This is a genomic window from Flavobacterium sharifuzzamanii (assembly GCF_003254585.1).
In the GTDB taxonomy this organism is placed as follows: Bacteria; Bacteroidota; Bacteroidia; order Flavobacteriales; family Flavobacteriaceae; genus Flavobacterium; species Flavobacterium sharifuzzamanii.
The window spans coordinates 16,534-34,348 of the sequence record NZ_QJGZ01000032.1 but is presented as its reverse complement, the minus strand read 5'-3'; the positions used below and the strand labels follow the sequence as shown (position 1 = coordinate 34,348).

The window sequence follows — 17,815 nt, the reverse complement described above, 5'->3', positions numbered from 1 at the left end:
TGAATTTTTTATTACCTATAAATTCATTTATAATTAATGATTATTTGATTTAATTTCTACTTTTGTTCGCAAGCGGTTTAAAATAATACTTATGATTAATTTTGATTACCTGGAAAAAAATTTAGAGGAGTTGCGCTTAAAATATTTAACCGCTAGTCCGTTTCCGCATTTAATAATTGATAACTTTTGTGAAGAAGAAAAGTTAGTAAAAGCTCATAAAAGTATTCCTGAACTCCAAAATAAAAGTCGTGACTATTCTTTTGCCAATAATAAATTTGAAAAATCAAATTATAAGGAGCTAGGCCTTGAAATGCATGAGTTGTATGAAGAACTTTCATCTGAAAGATTCAATAAAATTATATCTTATATAACCTCAAAATCTGTTTTCGTTGATCCAAAAAATCACGGAGGCGGGTTACATCAGGGTAAGAAAAATAGCTTTCTGGATATGCATTTAGATTTTAATTACCATCCCATTAACAAAAACTGGTATCGAGAATTAAATCTACTTTTATATTTAAATAAAGATTGGAAACCAGAATATAAAGGCGGTTTAAAAATATTTGATTTAAGAACTGGAGAAAACACTGAGCTTGATGTTCCTTTTAATCGCTTAATTATTCAGCAATGCGCTCCGTACACTCTCCACGGATATGATATGACAAATTTTCCTGAAGGAAATTTTAGAACATCTGTTGCCACTTATGCTTACCAAATTCATAAAGTACAAATTGAGAAGCCAAGAACAACAGATTGGTTTCCTAAGGATGATGCTTCATTTTTAAAAAAGCAGTTTGCCAAAAATTATAATTTTTTGGTTCAAACAAAAAACAAATTCTTTGGAAGCAATACGGCAAAAAATCAATAAACTGAATTTATTCTTATTCATGTTTTTTAATAAGCTGATATAATATATCTGCCGATTTTTGCCAGCTGTACTTTTCTTTTATCTTTTGTGCCATTGTCTCAAAATCTGATGCCACGTTTTGAGTTAAGATTTTTTGAAGCTTTTGATTAAACTCATCTTGATTATATGGCTCAAAATAATAATCTTCAAAAAAACTAAAATCTGACATTGCCGTTTTATTAGAACAGATTGTCGGAATTTTTGCCGCTACCGATTCCAAAGGAGGAATTCCAAAACCTTCGGCCAAAGAAGGATAAACAGATGCATTTGCTCCTCGCAATAGCAATAACATTGTTTTTAAATCGGTATTTTTTAAAGAAACAATCTCATTTTTTATTTCAGAATCTAATTTGTCAAAGATATCGTCGTATTCCTGATTGGATGAAGTGTCATTTCCTAAAAAAAGAAGCTTGTAGTTTTTATACAATTTAAGATCTAAAAAAGCTTTTAAAACCATTTGATGATTTTTTCTCTGCTCCCATCTGCTTACATAAATAATGTAATTTTTTAATGAAAATTTGTCTTCAACCTCAGCTTTAATCTGCTGTTTATCATATTCTTCAAAAAATGTATCATGAATAGCGTTTGGAGTTATCTCATAATTTGACACTGCAAAATGCTGTTGGATTTTCTGTTTAGAATACTCCGAAACTGTCAATTTGATTTCTGACCTTTTTGCGCTTTGTTTATATAAAAATGTATTGACAATTCTGCTTAAAGAAGTAAAATATTCCGGAAAATCAATAAACAATACATCGTGTGTCGTAACAATGTATTTACACCTTTTTATTGGTGAAACGGTATATTGAAAATGAGCAAAATCAATTTTATTCTTTTTTATAATCTTCGGTACATCAATAAGCAGTCTTAAATACTTGTTATGATACTTATATTTTAAATAAGTAACGTTTGAATGGCTACCAAAAATAGATTCTAAGTAATCTGGATTTGAAGACACTAAAAAAAAATGAAGATCTCTCTTTTTAATTAACTCAGAGTACAGACCTTTTATATATGTTCTTGTTCCCTGAAAACCACTATCAAAAACATGGCAGTCAACAAAAATACTGGTTGTGTTTTTAATACTCATCTTCAATTCTTTTTTGGCTATTATGCTCTTTTATAATTACTTCTCTTAATGCAATCAGAAATCCTATTATTATCGATTTATTGTCTAATTTTAAATATAAGCCTAAAAATACCCAGTTAGACACGATAAGAAAAACACTCGTTCCAATTAATAAATAATTGATTGCCTGAACATTCTTGATGTCAGATTTTTTTTGTCTGTATAAAATAATCAGAAAGACCAGAAGAAATAAAACCCCTAATAATCCTGATTTTAAAAATATAGTCATATATGCATTGTGTGCAATTGGAATATATTGAACATATTCATGATCATTCGTCCAGATTTTCCTGCCCAAATTGAGTGTAGATCCTAAACCTTCTCCAAAAAAAATAGCTCTATTGCCTTTGGCCGAAACTTGATTTACAGCAATTATATTTTCAAATGATCTGTAATTGTCGTTGAAATCTTTCCAATCATCTTTATCAATTTTTGTTTTAAAAGCTTCTTGTGGTGCAATTTTTATTTTATATAAAAAAGCTTGAATACCTTTTCCTTCTCTTTTTGGGTTGATATAAACAATTGATGCGTAACCTATTATTGACATTAAAAAAACAGCCAAAATTACTTTTAGAGATTTTTTATTAAAAATCAAATATCCTTTCAGACCAACATATAGAATAATAAACTGAATCAAGTTTGTTCTTGCTAGGTATAAAAAACTAGACAAACCAATTATTGCTAAAAATAATATCCTCTGCTTTTTTGATATTTCTAAATTTAGCTCTCTGTAGAAAATAAGAATAATCAGTACGTAGATTTCATAGTCACTAAAATAACCACCATGTTCTCTTAGCAAGTTAACACTCAAAGTTCTGAATTCAATGACCGTAAAAGATAACATTGCCAAATGCATTACAGAAATTGCCAATCCAGCATAGACCATCACTTTTAAAGCCAATTTACTGCTGAATCTACATAGCTGATATCCTACCAATAATCCTAAAATAGGCTTCACTAAATAGGTAAAATCTCTTATGAATAAAAAGGGTGTTGTAGTGCTAAAAAATGTAGAAAAAATGGCAATAAGAAGTATAATGAGAAAAATGGCATTATACTGAATTATGGTAAAAGAATATTTTCTTTTAATTGTTAACAGTAAAGTTAAAGACCATACCGCAAAAGTGAGCTCGTAATTAGCAAACAAAGAAACTCCGATGCAAAGCAAAAATAAAATCTGGTACGGAAAACTTTTATAAACTGTTATATTCATTATTTACTCAATCTTATTATTGGTTTTAAAACTGCACAATATAAAACTATTACCATTATTTCGATGATAATCGTAGCTATAAATGCCCCTTGTAATCCAATACTTTTTACTAATAGAAAAAATAAAAGCAAACTAAAAACTGAAGAACCAATAGTAATATTTATATAAACATTATTCTTGTCTAAAGCAAAAAGCAATTGTTTTAAAGCAAAAGTGATTGACATAAATATAGGGATAATCAAACCTAATCTGAAAAAGTATACCATTGATTCTAAGTCATTTGATGTAATATTGAAATATAGCAAGATCTGTTCTGCAAATGCAAATGCAGTAAATGCTAATAATAAAACAAATGAATAATTTAAACCATTGTACTTCAGCCATTGTGAAATTCCGTTTTTTAAACTTGTATGCATCTGCAGACAAACATCGGCATAGATAAAATTGAAGAACATTTGTAAATAACTTCTAAAAGTCATTACAATCTGTTCTATAATTCTATATTGTCCAGCCATACCATTTCCCCCAACATAACTAACTATCATTATAGGCAGATATTGATAAAATGAAAGAAACAATTGTGAAAAAGTCAGAGAGAATTCCTGCTTTAATAACAGAAATGCATCTTTAATGACATTGTGATAGAATTGTAAATTGTATTTTTTTATCAGATAAATTAGTCCAATCAAGCTCGAAACAATCAATCCAATTCCTAAATAAGCATTAGCATAAATATAATCGTCCTTTTCTTTGATAAAAATAAAAATACAAACTACGTATATTGCTTTGGAAATAATATTAATAAAAGAAATCCATTTATAGTTTTCCAATCCTTGAAAAATCCAGGTTGGGTTTAAGAATTGACCAATTACATACAAAAAACTAAAAAAGAAGACGGCTTGCTCTTTATTAAAAAAAGGAATAAAACAAATCAGCAAAAAAGCAATAAAAAATGTGATTAAAATCAAAAAGAACTTCATTACATAAATTGAGACCATTTTTGTTTTAATAATTTCAGCATTCTCTCTGTTTATTGATATTTCTTTGGTTCCATTAATATAAGAGCCATAGTCAATCAAAACATTTAATACTAAAGCAAACGAAAACCCAACACTAATTATTCCTAATCCTTCTTTTTCACAAACTGCTACTAAATAAGGCATTACCAAAAGCGGACTTACCAGATTAACAATCTGACCAATCCCATAAATAACAAAATTCTTGATTCGGTTATTCTGTAATACATTTTGGTATTTTAATTTAAACAAGATAATAGGATTTGTTTAGAAATAGTATCAACATCAGATAAAAAAAGCCACATTTTTGTGGCTCTTAAATATTATTTTACGATTAATTGAATTTGATCGTAAAGTGCTTTTTCTGAATAAAACAACGGATCGTATTTTCCTTCTTTTGTTTTGAAGTTTTGTATAATTGAGTTTTTCTTGTCTACAATTTTTACGCAATCATTTGGAATAAAGTAATTGAAAAATAATGAATCTTTGGCTTCAAAACTTTTACTGTAATACTTCATTTTAAAGTTTTTAATAATGATTTCTTTTTGTTCTTCATTTGTTCCAAAATCAATTCTGATATAGTTTGGAATTACATCTTCAGGAAGATTAAAAACAATGTCCTGAGGATTTTCATTTGCTTTTACTTCTGTCCAAACTGAATTTTCTTCCTTATACGGAACTTCGTAAGCATCTTGGCTGTAATACAACTGAAAATGATCGTCTGTTTTTACGGTTACTGTCAGAGTTACCTGAAAATTATTGTTTTTTGTTTCAACTTCAGCTGGTTTAACCTCATCTTGTTTTTGATTTGCTTCTTTCTTACATGAAGTAAACGCTACAAGTAAAATCAAACTTGCAAAAAATAGTTTTGTTTTCATTTTAAATTTTTGGGCTAATTTGGTTTTTAAACTTTATAAAATTTTATCTCAACTAATGCTGTTGTTCGATTTTTAAACATTTGTTTTCTCTACAATTAATAACTTCTGTTTTCTGTAAAAAGCCTTAAAGAAATGTAGTAAAATGTAAAGAAAAACGAATAAAACGGGAAATATTAGCTTCATATGTCCATAAAAGAAACCTTCTTTTTCAATATTTACTGTTGTGCTAATATCTTTTATAACCTTATCATACCCGATTAATTCAATTCTGTGCGAACCCTGTTCATTAATTAAATCTCCTTTTGTTTTAATAACCTCATTTAGCTGCGTGTTTTCATTATAATAAACTAAGCTGTTGCTTTTTTGAGGGCTATTTGCAGTATTGGAAAATTCTTTTAAGATTCCGTCAATCTGAGAAATAGTAGAATCATTTTGTTTCATTTTCTCTTTAACATTAACCAATCTTGCTTCTTGAATTTTTTTATAGAATTCTGTTCTATTTAAAAAAATTAAAAGTGGCTCAATAATTTTTTTACTATCAGCTATTTCATCTGTACTAATTGAAATTCTGTGATATCGGTAATTTTTACTTGTTAGATTATCCTCAATAATCTTTTTGATGTCTCCATTATCCGCCATCAACTTAATCAATTCAAAATTCTCCGGTTTATTCTCAATCAATTTATAGACATCAGATATAGGTCTAATTGCAATAAATTTAAGATTTTTAGGATACTGAATTCCGACAGTATTTTTTAAAAAAAGAGTATCGCCTTCTTTAATTTTAGAGTAGATTAAATCAATTTTTGCATATAAATACTCTGTGCTATCAAAATTTGGTGCCACAATAATTTCATGGTTGTATTTTTTTTGGGTCATATCTATCAATAATCCCAAACCAAACCCACTTAAAACTAAAATCAAAGCAATAACCCAATTGCGAACAAAAAATTGAATTAAGCGAAAAATATTGGCATTAATTCTGCTGAAAAAATTACCAATACTTTTTGAAACCTGAACTATATCAATCTCTTGATCTTCTATGTTTTGCGGTACTTTTGTACTCATTTACAATTCTTATTTGATGTTGAAAATCTGTTCTAAAATTTTAATAGTAATCAAATAGGTTGGTTTTACACCCGTTGTTCCTAATCCGCCTGAAGCTAGTGTGCTTCCTGTTTCTAAAGGATTATCTGAGGCATAATAAGCATAACGAACTTTAATATCATGCGGAACGCTTTTTCTAATTTTAGATGCTGACTGAATGGCTTTTTGATAATAAGACCCTTCCATTTCAAGACCAATTACACCCCAAGTAGATTCGTGGAAGAATTTCAATAAATCTCTGTTTTGTAATGAAGTTCCAAGAACGGTAACCATCGCACCTTCATAGATGTCAATATCGTTTCCTTCGAACATTGCGCCTGTTAGTTCGTTTTCGAAGAAATAATTATCTGCTGTTCCTTCGTTGATATGTGCCGTAGGAATCATGATATCTCCTTTTCCGCCTTCCAAAATTCCGGCTTTTCCCATAATAGAAACCGATTTTACATTTAGTAAAGTTTCTTTTTTGAATGGTTTCAAAAGCTCATCAATAGTTTCGTACGCCTGTTCTCCAAATGCATAATCCATTACGATAATTACAGGTTTATCTTCACCTACATTTGCATGTGAGAATGCCGTTTTTGACCAGTCAATTTTAGCTGTATCAAAAATCTGAACGTCAATATTGGTTCCTGAACAATCTGGCAGCGAAATCATTCCATTTTTTAGAGCCAAATCTTCTACTTGAGATCTGATTTCTTTTGAACCAGAACCGCTTAATTCTTCGTAAATAAAAAAATCTGTTTTTCCTTTATATTTTGTTTTCAGCAAAGGCGTTGCAAAAATCGAATTCATCACACTATGCATATTGGCACTGATTACGTGAATTGGTCTTTTCAGCAAATCGTTTGCTTTTAAAACTTCTTTAATGTTTGTTGCCCAAATTTCGCCGTGAATGTGATGTCCTAATCTTTCACGCAAAACTGGACTAAAAGTTATCGTACGTTTATTGTTTTCAACAATCTCTTCGATTGCTAATTTTCCTAACCAATAAATTACGTGCAAGAAGCGATCTGGAGCATTTTCTGAACCAAAAGCATCGTAAATATCTAAAACTTCCTCAAAAGTTCTAGCTAAAATATTGGCAACGTGAGAAATTGCTTTTTCTTTTTCAACTTGAGAAAGCTTTTTAGTCTGCATAACGGCTTGCTCTAATTTCTGCCAATCACGTGAAACTTCTCCCCCATCGTCTATTAAAACTCTATTTTTAATTTTATGAGATTCGATGAAAATGAAAGTCAAATGCGTAAGAATATCGTAAATGTCTGAACGTCCACGCGTGATTTCAACATTCATCTGTTCTTCGTCGATTCTGTAACAATTTCTTCTTCTTTTTGGAGGAACAATAGGTTGAAAATGCGATTTAGAGTATCCTTCGTCTGAAGTTAAATTGATAAAACGGCATTGTTCTATTCCGATTGGAAGACGCTCAATAACATACAAAAGCCCGTTAAGTTCTACTTTTTCTTCGGCAATATTCCCGTAAATTTCTGGACGTAAGGCCAATAATGATTCGCGTAAGCTGTCGCCAGAAACTCCCATTGGTTTATAAAAACCACGGTTGAATAAATGGCGCATTGTAATGTACATTTTTTCTATAGCGGCAGAAGATTCTTGCGCTCTAGATCTTGATATATGTTTAGTTTCTTTCATGTCTTTTTAATTTTAAAAATCATCTTTTTGAGAAGATAATTCAAGTATTTCGATAAACGAAAGTAGGAAATATTAATATTATTTCAATTGAAAACTAAAAATGTGATTTAATTATAACGTTTATTTTAAACTGAGATTTACAATTTGAACAACTTCACATTCTGCTACTTTACGCGGTCCTTCCATAAAAAAACCTTTTAAACCAATTTTAATTCGTTCTTTATGTAAAACTTGATTTTCTTCGTTTATAATCCACATTTTTGCTTTTCCAGAAATCGAAACTCGTAATGATTTATCTAAAATAATATTATCGTCATTATCTAAAAATTCAGGCCAAATCATCCATAATTTTTTTGCTTCTTCATCTTCAGAATACATAAAATCAGAACGATACCCTTGTATAGGATTTTCAGTTTTTCTTCCACCTTCATCAGGAGAAAAAAAGCGATATGTAATTATAAAATCACATTCTCTTTTTCTAATTTGTTCATATGGTATGTGAAAATCCAAATTCTGTTTTTATTTCAAATTATCCGCAATATTTCTATCATTCGATAACCTCGGAATCTTATTCTGTCCGCCCAATTTTCCTTGCGATTTCATGTAATCTTGGAATCCGTTTTTAGAAACTTTTGTAATAACAACCTTTCTTAAAACATTTCCAGTAATTAAATCATCGTAATAAATATTCTGCTTTCGCATCGAACTGTCAATCGTTTCAGCAAAAACTTCCATGTTTTCAGGTTCTTTTTCAAATTCTATCAGCCATTCGTGATACGGAAGTCCGTTTTCTGGATTAATCTGAGGCGCAACTGTAAATTCGTTAATCACAATATTGGTTGAATTTACAGCTTCTTTCATCGCATTTTCGACTTCATTTGCAATTACATGTTCTCCAAAAGCCGAAATATAATGTTTAATACGTCCAGAAACTATAACACGATACGGATCCAAAGAGGTGAACTGAACAGTATCTCCAATATTATAACGCCAAAGCCCTGCATTAGTCGAAATAATCAAAACGTAATTTACTCCTAGCTCAACTTCACCAATTGTATATACTTTCGGGTTTTCGCTAAAAAATGCATCTGCTTTTATAAACTCATAGAAAATTCCTGAATTCAAAAGTAATAACATTCCTTTTTCTTTCTGTGAATCTTGGTACGCAAAAAATCCTTCAGAAGCAGGAAACAATTCAATGCTGTCCACTTTTTTTCCTATCATCTGCTCAAACTTAGCACGATAAGGTTCATAATTAACTCCGCCGTAGATAAACAGATTAAAATTTTTGAATATCTCGCTAATCTTTTTTCCGCCACTTTTTTGCTGTAAACGCTCAAAATACATCTGAACCCAAGACGGAATTCCAGAGATAACCGACATATCTTCTTTTATCGTTTCGTCTACAATAGCATCTACTTTGGTTTCCCAATCATCAATGCAATTGGTTTCCCAAGATGGCATTCGGTTTTTCTGCAGATATTTAGGAACAAAATGCGCCACAATTCCAGAAAGTCTTCCAAATTTAATTCCGTATTTCTCTGTGAGGATTGGACTTCCTTGTAAAAAGATCATTTTTCCGTCAACAAAATCTGCTTTTCCAGTTTCGTTAATATAATGCAGAATGGCATTTCGGGCTGCTTCAATATGATAAGGCATCGATTCTTTGGTCAGCGGAATAAATTTTGCTCCCGAAGTTGTTCCCGAAGTTTTAGCAAAATACAATGGTTTTCCTTTCCATAAAATATCTGCTTCGCCTTTTACAACCTTTTCAACATACGATTTTAAATCTTCGTAATCTCTTACTGGAACTTGTTTTTGGAAATCTTCAACCGTTTTTATTTGATTAAAATGGTGATCTTTTCCAAACTCAGTGTTTTGAGCATTTTCAATCAAACTTTCAAAAACCTTATGTTGCGTTTCAACAGGTTTTTCAGCCCATCTAAGAGTTTGTTTATATATTTTTCGGGCAAAAATTTTCGCCGCAATTGACTTAATTGACATTTTCAGTGGTATTATTTTTTGTCACTTTTCTTTTTGTCTTTAGATTCAGCCTTCAGTTCTTTTTCTGTTTCAGCGACATCTTCTCTCAGTTTTATTTCAGCATCAGATGCTTTCATATTTAAGTCTGAAGCATCTTCAACAGATTCTGCTAATATAGAATCTTTATTAAATTTTGAATATTCTAATTCCCCTTTTAAAACTTTTTGAATTCCTTTTATATAAATTTCATTTTGTTTTAAAGCTGTTTCTAATGAATCCGATTTAATTGCTAGTCTTGTCGCGTTTCGCTTCAGTTCTGTAGATGAATATCCAGGAATAAATTCGCGAAGGGGCGTAAAAGCAATGATGAAAGTAGTGACCAAAATTAGAAATATTCCGCCTAAAGTAAACGTTACAAAGACATTCATTAAAGTAAGCCTAAAAGAAAATATCTCTTCAAAAGTGTCTTCATTTAAAATTACTAATCGGTTTTTAATGAACAATTTTTTTCTAAAATTCTTTTTCTTTTTTTGAGTCATTATCCTTCTTTATGCTAGCAAATATAATAATTAATCATCATGATATTTATTCAAAAAATTTCATGAAGACCTATAATTTACGATTTTATAAAATATTTAACGCGGTCTAATCGAAATATTTTAAACTAAAAATACTTCTATTTCGTATATTTCTATATACCTTTGCGGAATAATTAAGAAAAACAATTTGCTTCGGCATTAAATATATTAGTCATGGGAAGATTAGGTCTTACAGAAATCCTTGTTATCGTAGGTATTGTGATATTACTTTTTGGAGGTAAAAAAATTCCAGAATTAATGAAAGGTTTAGGAAGTGGAATTAAGGAATTTAAAAACGCTGCTAAAGACGATCAACCTGCTGCTTCTAAAAAACAAGAAGAAGAAACGAAATAATAAATTCGAAAAAATCAAAATCCCAGATTACAATTGTAGTCTGGGATTTTTTTATGCTTACAAATTTCGCCAAATTTTCTGAGAGAAAATTTCTATATATTTGACGCAAACTTATGTATATGAAAAAAACTCTACTCTTTTTAATTTTCTTTTTAATTTTCTTTTTCCAATTTTTAATCACTTTTGCTCAAAACCCAACAGAAATTGATACTAATTTTGGGGTCTTTCCTGGTTTTAATAATCCTGTACTTACCACAGCTTTACAATCAGATGGAAAAATTCTTGTAGGAGGCCATTTAATTGCTTATCAAGGATTAACTGCAAATTATTTGATACGTCTGAATCCTGACGGTAGTAGAGATGAATCCTTTAACCTTGGAAAAGGATTAAATTCAAGTGTTTATACAATAGCTGTTCAAGCTGATGGAAAAATTCTTGTGGGAGGAAATTTTACTAAATTTCAAGATAATAATCAAAATTATCTTATTCGTCTAAATCCAGACGGAAGTAAAGATAATACCTTCAATATAGGTACTGGATTTGTTAAAGTTAAGGATTACGATCGTGGTGGAACAGTACATACTATATTGATTCAACCTGATGGTAAAATACTTGTTGGAGGTGGTTTTAAGTCTTATCAGGGCAATACCCAAAACTATTTGATCCGATTAAATCCTGATGGAACGAAAGATACAACATTTGATATAGGTACCGGGTTTAATGATATTGTCTATTGCTTAGCAATGCAAAATGATGGTAAAATAGTAGCTGGAGGTAGTTTTTCTAAATTTCAAGATGCCTATCAATACGATTTAATTCGATTAAATGCTGATGGAACAAGAGATTCCTCTCTCAATACTTATACATTATTTAACAGCGCAGTACGAAAATTACTTGTTTTGCCAAATGGAAAAATAATTGCCGGAGGATGGTTTTATAGATCTGGAACGCAAACAGAAACAGGCTTAATCTCTTTAAATTCTGATGGAAGTACAGATACCCCTTTTAATTTGAAATTTGCACTAAACTATAATGTTGAAGCCCTTTGTCTTCAACCAGATGGAAAAATAGTTGCTGGAGGAAACTTTGTTAATTACAACAAACCTAACGAGAATCATGTCATTCGTCTAAATATCGATGGAAGTGTTGACGATTCTTTTAAAACTGACGATGGTTTTGGAATTGCAAATGGTTACTCAGTCTATACGATTACTTTACAAAACAACGGAAAACTTATAATGGGTGGTGACTTTACCACTTTTCAAGGACTTAGAAACGATTATCTTATAAGTTTAAATGCTGATGGAAGTAGAGATTCTTCATTTAGTAAAGGTAACGGATTAAGTAACCTTGTTAATACAATTACCATACAATCTGATAATAAAATTTTAGCAGGTGGAAAGTTTACTACACATAATGAAGTTTCTCAAAACTATATAATTCGCTATAATTCTGATGGAAGTAAAGATTCTTCTTTCAATATTGAAAGTGGATTTAATGCTGCTGTAAATACCATAAACCAGCAAACGGACGGTAAAATAATTGTGGGTGGCGCTTTTACTAAATATAAAAATGAAAATAATTACTCTTTAATTCGTTTAAACTCTGACGGAAGCAAGGATACTTCATTTAATATAGGGACTGGTGGCCTTAATAGCACTGTAAATTGTACAGCCATACAACCTGACGAGAAAATTATTGTAGGAGGTCTTTTTTCTCTTTACCAAAATGTTAGTCAAAATCGTCTTATACGTTTAAATTCAGATGGTAGTAAAGATACTTCGTTTAATATAGGAACTGGATTTGATGGCGAAGTTTTATCCCTAACCTTACAGTCTGATGGGAAAATTATTGTGGGAGGAAAATTTAAAAACTATCAGGGAGTCAGTCAAAATTATTTAATTCGTTTAAATTCTGATGGAAGTAAAGATACTACTTTTAATATAGGTACAGGTTTTGGAAGTACTTATACATTGGGTGATATTTTATCAATTGTAGTTCAACCTGATAACAAGATAATTGTTGGTGGAAGATTTAAGTACTATCAAAATCAAACTCCAAATTATTTGATACGATTAAACTCTGATGGAAGTATAGACAGCACATTTAAAACAAATAATGGTTTTAGTTACTATGTTAATTCAATAGCTTTACAAAAAGATGGAAAAATAATTGTTGCAGGTGAGTTTTCAGTTTATAATAATTATGCAGCTAATAGAATTGCTAGGCTAAATACTGATGGAAGTATAGATACAACATTTATTGGAAGTAATTTTAGTCTAGTGTATAATTATATATCTGAAAATGATACCGTTGGATTAAATTCAATTGCCTTACAAAAAGATGGAAAAATTATTCTAGGAGGAGCATTTTCTAGTTATAAAACAGATATTCCTGCCGCTTTTATAATACGTTTAAAAGGAACTGAAGTGGTCTTATCAAACGAAGATTTCATCAAAGAAAACAAATCATTTTCTCTATGGCCAAATCCAGTAAAAAATACATTAAACATCAACTCATTAAATGAATCTAATTACTCAGTAAAAATTTATGATTTGTTGGGAAGATTAATTTACACAAAAGAAAATGTAAATACTTCAATAGATGTAAGTTCTTTTACATCGGGTTTATATTTAATTAAAATAAAAGCCGAAAATGGAGAAACCTCTCAAAAATTTATAAAAATATAATTATTTGATTTATAAACTAAAACTCCCAAATTACGAATGTAATTTGGGAGTTTTTTATTAAAAGATTCCAACCATTTTGGAATTTGGAATTTCCTTTTTGAAATTTTAAAGTATCATCGTCAACTGAATTCTCTTTCTATCCTCATCAACCTCAGTCACTTTCACATCAACATGCTGGTGTAATTTCACAACTTCATTTACATCGCTTACAAATCCAGCTTTTAACTGCGAAATATGCACTAAACCGCTTTCTTTGATTCCGATGTCAACAAAACAGCCAAAGTTGGTGATGTTATTAACAATTCCTGGTAAAATCATTCCGGTTTTCAAATCTTTAATCGATTTTACATTGGCATCAAATTCAAAAACCTTAGCCGACTTTCTTGGATCCAATCCCGGCTTTTCAAGCTCTTTAATAATGTCTTTTAGCGTAAGTAAACCAATTTCAGGTGTTACATACTTTTCAGCTTTAATAAGCGCTGTTTTCTCTTTGTTTGCAATTAATTCATTCAAAGAAATATTCAAGTCCTTCGCCATCTTTTCAACAACCGGATAAGCCTCTGGATGCACTGCCGAATTATCCAGCGGATTTTTAGCATTTGTAATTCTAATAAATGCCGCTCCTTGCTGATACGCTTTGTCTCCTAAACGTGGCACTTTTTTAAGCTGCTTTCTATCTTCAAAAGGTCCATTTTCAGAACGGTATTGTACAATGTTTTCCGCCAGCTTCTCTCCGATTCCACTCACATAACTTAGTAAATGCTTACTTGCTGTGTTAATGTTGATTCCAACCGAGTTTACGCAACGAATTACCGTACTGTCCAATTCTTCTTTCAATTTAGTCTGGTCAACATCATGTTGATACTGCCCTACTCCAATTGCTTTCGGGTCGATTTTTACCAATTCGGCCAACGGATCTGAAAGTCGTCTTCCGATAGAAACCGAACCACGAACAGTTACATCATAATTCGGAAATTCTTCCCTCGCAATTTTTGAAGCCGAATATACTGAAGCGCCTGCCTCAGAAACCACAAATACTTGAATTGGTTTGTCAAACGCGATTTTTTTGATGAAAAATTCCGTTTCGCGCGAAGCTGTTCCGTTTCCAATAGAAATCGCATCAATTTGGTACGCATTTACCATCGAACGGATTTTCTTTATCGCCATAGTTTCCTCGTTTTGAGGTGCGTGCGGATAAATCGTCTCATTGTATAATAAATCGCCTTTTTCATCCAGACAAACTACTTTACAACCGCTTCTAAATCCTGGGTCAATTGCCAAAATACGTTTTTCTCCCAACGGCGGCGCCAATAACAACTGACCTAAATTATTAGCAAAAACCTGAATAGAATTTGCGTCTGCTTTTGCTTTTGCTTCCTGCAACGTTTCGTTTCCTATTGCCGGATTCAATAAACGTTTGTAACTATCTTCAATCGCCAGCTGTAAATGCGCTGTCGTATTATTTTGTTTTTTAATGATGATTTCGTCAATAACATCGTAAGCATCGTCGATATCAACATCTATTTTCATTTTGATGAAACCTTCATTTTCTGCACGAAGCATTGCTAACAAACGGTGTGCTGGTGCTTTTGTTAAAGGTTCTTCCCAATCAAAATATTGATTGAATTTCTGCGCTCCTTCTTCTTCCGCTTTCTTTTTAACCACTTTTGTAGCAATGGTCGCTTTTCGCTGAAACAATCTACGAAGCTGTTTACGAACATAAATATTTTCATTAATCCATTCGGCTACAATATCTCTAGCGCCTTGAATAGCGGCTTCTTCGTTAATAACATTTTCATTAATGTATTGTGTCGAAATAAAATCAATATCTGCATCACTTTCAGATATAATCAGTTTTGCCAAAGGTTCAAGACCGAATTCTCGCGCCACATCGGCTTTTGTTTTTTTCTTCTTTTTGTATGGAAGGTAAAAATCTTCGATTTCTTGTAAATCAAAACTGTCTTCAATTTTTTTCTTCAAATCTGGCGTAAGTGCCTTTTGCTCTTCAATAGATTTTAAAACCGCTTCTTTACGTTTAATAAGTGTATCATAATCTTTTTGAAGTTTTGCAATCTGCTCAATTACAGTTTCATCAAGATTTCCTGTTGCGTCTTTTCTATATCGCGAAATAAACGGAATCGTACAGTCTTCCTCTAATAATTTAACTGTGTTTTGAATACTGACTGCGGGCGCCTGCACAGACTTGGCAATGAATTGAATATTAGTCATACTTATAATGAAATGATTTTCTTACTTAAAATGATATAATTTACTTGTTAAAACGTTTCTGCAAAATAGTAAATCATTCGGCTAAAATAATATCTTTGTTTCTAATTTTAAGCCAATGGAAGTTTTATTACTATATTTTTTATTGATAAACATTCTCGTTTTTATTTTCGCGGGATATGACAAATCTCAAGCCCGAAAAAATAACCGACGTGTTCCTGAAAAAACCTTGTTTCTCATGGCTTTAGCCGGGGGATCTCCAGGGTTATTAACAGCAATGTTATTATTTAAACATAAAACGAGTAAAACTTCTTTTATTGTAAAGTTTGCTGTTATTTTAGTAATTCAAGCTACACTTATATTTGCTTTTTTAAATTATAAAAAGTAGATATTAACATTGTTGATAACTCAAAAAATACTATATAAATAACTGAATAATAAACACTTAAAATAAAAAACCGAGCAAATTAAAAATTGGCCCGGTGTGTTTATGAATAGGTGCGAAGCACCGAATTTTTTTTTGACTTTTTATGCGCAAGCAATTTTGTTCACTCTATTTTGGTGTCTTCCGCCTTCAAAAGCTGTATCCAAGAAAGTTTCAACAATTTCAACAGCTTGATGAATAGATGTAAATCTCGCTGGAATGCTCACAATGTTTGCATCATTATGTAAACGGGTTAAATATGCGATTTCTTTAGTCCAGCATAATCCAGCTCTTACTTTCGGGTGTTTATTAACAGTCATTGCGATTCCGTTACCGCTTCCGCAGATTACGATTCCAAAATCAGCTTTTCCTTCAGATACATCATTTGCCACTGGATGCCCGTAATCAGGATAATCAACAGAAGCATCAGTATCTGTACCATAGTTAGTTACTTCATATCCTCTGGCTTTCAGCATTTCAACAATTGCTTTTTTATATTCTGGTCCTGCGTGGTCGTTTCCTATCGAAATTTTCATTTTTCTATACTATTAAGTTGTGTTATGCAAATTTACTTAATAAATAGATGTTCGCCACGAATTACACCAATTTTCACAAATTTTTTTCTTTTTAAATACTATATAAACATTTCAATATAAATTCGTTTTACATTCGTGCAATTCGTGGCAAAAAAACATATTTTACAACTAATTCAGCTTCAAAACCTTATAGGTTATTAATAATTTTAATAAGTCTATAACTATCTCACAATCAATGAAGAATAAACAGAATATTTGTTAAAATTTTGAGGTGTTAATAGGAGTTTGTAATTGCTTGATATTCAATTAACTTTAAGTTAACAGAAAATGTTAATAAGTTCGAAAAGAAAATTAGAAGTTTTTTTTGGTTATTTCAGAAAAATACTTAATCCAAAACTTGATTTAAATATGCAAGAAAAGTTTCGTGAATTTTTGGAAAAGTTATCAATATCAAAAATACCATTTTCAACAGAAATCAACATATCAACTTATCTACAAAATCAATTCAATTTTAGTTGTCAACCGTTGTTAATTAAAATACAAAAAGTCTTATAAATAAGTATTTTAACTAAAAATAAGTATGTTGATAACTCAGAATAAATAAGTAAAACGAGATTTCAATGGCTTCAAAAAAAAAATTATTCGACATATTAACAAGCTATAATAACAACCAAATTTTTTTAAATTTTTAAAAATCTTTTTTGTTGTATTTAATATATGTTGAAAACTAAAAAAGTTGAAATTGAAAAAATTTTATTTGAGTTTGAATTTTATTCTGATTTGAATTTGTTTTGAATCTTGTTTCAGACAATTTTTAACGGATTGTTGAGATTGTCCAGAATTTGCTGAACTTCTTCGAAATCGTTTGGATGGACTTTGAGTTTGATTCCGCCCAGTGCATTTGAGTAAAGAGGTATAACGGAAAGTGTCATTTCGTTTTCGAAAAAATAAGGGATTCCTTCTTGCTCCAGTAAGTGTTTGAGAACTACGGTTTCGTGCAGATAATTGAATACGGCGATCGTTTTAAAGCTTTCCATTTTAGGTCTTTTTGTAAATGTACGAAAAGTTATATTTTTAATAATTCTATTTGTTAAAAAGTATTATCTGATATCTTATTTGTAATT

The 17,815-nt window shown here is 30.7% G+C and carries 16 protein-coding genes; 4 read left to right on the top strand and 12 right to left on the bottom strand.

The window, feature by feature from the left end:
* The first annotated feature begins 91 nt into the window (after positions 1-91).
* Entirely contained in the window at positions 92-868 is a 777-nt protein-coding gene (locus DMA14_RS02670) for a 2OG-Fe(II) oxygenase (protein WP_111422918.1), read from the top strand.
* A 13-nt stretch (positions 869-881) separates the two neighbouring features.
* Here DMA14_RS02670 and DMA14_RS02665 read toward each other — a convergent pair whose 3' ends face one another.
* The 9 genes from DMA14_RS02665 to DMA14_RS02625 form a co-directional block, all read right to left on the bottom strand.
* Positions 882-1,997 carry a glycosyltransferase family 4 protein gene (locus DMA14_RS02665; protein ID WP_111422916.1) on the bottom strand — a complete coding sequence of 372 codons (1,116 nt, stop codon included), beginning with the start codon at positions 1,995-1,997 and terminating at the stop codon, positions 882-884.
* Complete coding sequence (locus DMA14_RS02660) at positions 1,987-3,249, bottom strand: hypothetical protein (protein ID WP_111422914.1); 1,263 nt, start codon at positions 3,247-3,249, stop codon at positions 1,987-1,989. The genes DMA14_RS02665 and DMA14_RS02660 overlap by 11 nt, the downstream gene beginning before the upstream one ends.
* Positions 3,249-4,517, bottom strand: coding sequence for an oligosaccharide flippase family protein (locus DMA14_RS02655; RefSeq protein WP_111422913.1), 1,269 nt, complete (start codon positions 4,515-4,517; stop codon positions 3,249-3,251). The genes DMA14_RS02660 and DMA14_RS02655 overlap by 1 nt, the downstream gene beginning before the upstream one ends.
* A 71-nt stretch (positions 4,518-4,588) precedes the next feature.
* Complete coding sequence (locus tag DMA14_RS02650; RefSeq protein WP_111422911.1) at positions 4,589-5,143, bottom strand: hypothetical protein; 555 nt, start codon at positions 5,141-5,143, stop codon at positions 4,589-4,591.
* Positions 5,144-5,215: 72 nt separating this feature from the next.
* Entirely contained in the window at positions 5,216-6,211 is a 996-nt protein-coding gene (locus DMA14_RS02645) for a hypothetical protein (protein ID WP_111422910.1), read from the bottom strand.
* A 9-nt stretch (positions 6,212-6,220) separates the two neighbouring features.
* Positions 6,221-7,900 carry a DUF6909 family protein gene (locus DMA14_RS02640; RefSeq protein ID WP_111422908.1) on the bottom strand — a complete coding sequence of 560 codons (1,680 nt, stop codon included), beginning with the start codon at positions 7,898-7,900 and terminating at the stop codon, positions 6,221-6,223.
* A 120-nt stretch (positions 7,901-8,020) separates the two neighbouring features.
* A complete protein-coding gene (locus tag DMA14_RS02635) occupies positions 8,021-8,410 on the bottom strand; it encodes a hypothetical protein (protein ID WP_111422907.1) in 390 nt (129 codons plus the stop codon).
* A 9-nt stretch (positions 8,411-8,419) separates the two neighbouring features.
* Positions 8,420-9,904 (bottom strand): GH3 auxin-responsive promoter family protein, encoded by a 1,485-nt coding sequence (locus DMA14_RS02630; RefSeq protein ID WP_111422905.1) that lies wholly within the window; start codon positions 9,902-9,904, stop codon positions 8,420-8,422.
* Positions 9,905-9,915: 11 nt separating this feature from the next.
* Positions 9,916-10,422 carry a peptidase gene (locus tag DMA14_RS02625; protein WP_111422904.1) on the bottom strand — a complete coding sequence of 169 codons (507 nt, stop codon included), beginning with the start codon at positions 10,420-10,422 and terminating at the stop codon, positions 9,916-9,918.
* A gap of 213 nt (positions 10,423-10,635) precedes the next feature.
* Between DMA14_RS02625 and DMA14_RS02620 the strand changes: the two genes are divergently transcribed.
* Positions 10,636-10,815: a Sec-independent protein translocase subunit TatA/TatB gene (locus tag DMA14_RS02620; RefSeq protein WP_008465789.1), complete on the top strand. Its 180-nt coding sequence runs from the start codon at positions 10,636-10,638 to the stop codon at positions 10,813-10,815.
* Between the two features lie 119 nt (positions 10,816-10,934).
* A complete protein-coding gene (locus tag DMA14_RS02615) occupies positions 10,935-13,505 on the top strand; it encodes a T9SS type A sorting domain-containing protein (RefSeq protein WP_162536272.1) in 2,571 nt (856 codons plus the stop codon).
* 105 nt (positions 13,506-13,610) lie between these two features.
* Here the strand turns inward: DMA14_RS02615 and DMA14_RS02610 are convergent, their stop codons facing one another.
* Positions 13,611-15,734, bottom strand: coding sequence for a Tex family protein (locus DMA14_RS02610; protein ID WP_111422900.1), 2,124 nt, complete (start codon positions 15,732-15,734; stop codon positions 13,611-13,613).
* 115 nt (positions 15,735-15,849) lie between these two features.
* Here DMA14_RS02610 and DMA14_RS02605 point away from each other — a divergent pair, with 115 nt between their 5' ends.
* Positions 15,850-16,119, top strand: coding sequence for a DUF1294 domain-containing protein (locus DMA14_RS02605; protein ID WP_111422898.1), 270 nt, complete (start codon positions 15,850-15,852; stop codon positions 16,117-16,119).
* A 140-nt stretch (positions 16,120-16,259) separates the two neighbouring features.
* On the opposite strand, the gene rpiB is transcribed toward DMA14_RS02605, so the two are convergent.
* Together rpiB and DMA14_RS02590 are read right to left on the bottom strand one after the other, a co-directional pair.
* Positions 16,260-16,691 carry a ribose 5-phosphate isomerase B gene (gene rpiB, locus DMA14_RS02600; protein WP_111422897.1) on the bottom strand — a complete coding sequence of 144 codons (432 nt, stop codon included), beginning with the start codon at positions 16,689-16,691 and terminating at the stop codon, positions 16,260-16,262.
* A gap of 803 nt (positions 16,692-17,494) precedes the next feature.
* Positions 17,495-17,728 carry a putative signal transducing protein gene (locus DMA14_RS02590; RefSeq protein ID WP_111378735.1) on the bottom strand — a complete coding sequence of 78 codons (234 nt, stop codon included), beginning with the start codon at positions 17,726-17,728 and terminating at the stop codon, positions 17,495-17,497.
* Between the last annotated feature and the right edge of the window lie 87 nt (positions 17,729-17,815).

Excerpts from the sequence above, each read along its gene's own strand:
- DMA14_RS02670 (WP_111422918.1), top strand. The coding sequence starts at position 92 with ATGATTAATTTTGATTACCTGGAAAAAAATTTAGAGGAGTTGCGCTTA.
- DMA14_RS02665 (WP_111422916.1), bottom strand. The coding sequence starts at position 1,997 with ATGAGTATTAAAAACACAACCAGTATTTTTGTTGACTGCCATGTTTTT.
- DMA14_RS02660 (WP_111422914.1), bottom strand. The coding sequence starts at position 3,249 with ATGAATATAACAGTTTATAAAAGTTTTCCGTACCAGATTTTATTTTTG.
- DMA14_RS02650 (WP_111422911.1), bottom strand. The coding sequence starts at position 5,143 with ATGAAAACAAAACTATTTTTTGCAAGTTTGATTTTACTTGTAGCGTTT.
- DMA14_RS02645 (WP_111422910.1), bottom strand. The coding sequence starts at position 6,211 with ATGAGTACAAAAGTACCGCAAAACATAGAAGATCAAGAGATTGATATA.
- DMA14_RS02640 (WP_111422908.1), bottom strand. The coding sequence starts at position 7,900 with ATGAAAGAAACTAAACATATATCAAGATCTAGAGCGCAAGAATCTTCT.
- DMA14_RS02630 (WP_111422905.1), bottom strand. The coding sequence starts at position 9,904 with ATGTCAATTAAGTCAATTGCGGCGAAAATTTTTGCCCGAAAAATATAT.
- DMA14_RS02625 (WP_111422904.1), bottom strand. The coding sequence starts at position 10,422 with ATGACTCAAAAAAAGAAAAAGAATTTTAGAAAAAAATTGTTCATTAAA.
- DMA14_RS02620 (WP_008465789.1), top strand. The coding sequence starts at position 10,636 with ATGGGAAGATTAGGTCTTACAGAAATCCTTGTTATCGTAGGTATTGTG.
- DMA14_RS02615 (WP_162536272.1), top strand. The coding sequence starts at position 10,935 with ATGAAAAAAACTCTACTCTTTTTAATTTTCTTTTTAATTTTCTTTTTC.
- DMA14_RS02610 (WP_111422900.1), bottom strand. The coding sequence starts at position 15,734 with ATGACTAATATTCAATTCATTGCCAAGTCTGTGCAGGCGCCCGCAGTC.
- DMA14_RS02605 (WP_111422898.1), top strand. The coding sequence starts at position 15,850 with ATGGAAGTTTTATTACTATATTTTTTATTGATAAACATTCTCGTTTTT.
- rpiB (WP_111422897.1), bottom strand. The coding sequence starts at position 16,691 with ATGAAAATTTCGATAGGAAACGACCACGCAGGACCAGAATATAAAAAA.
- DMA14_RS02590 (WP_111378735.1), bottom strand. The coding sequence starts at position 17,728 with ATGGAAAGCTTTAAAACGATCGCCGTATTCAATTATCTGCACGAAACC.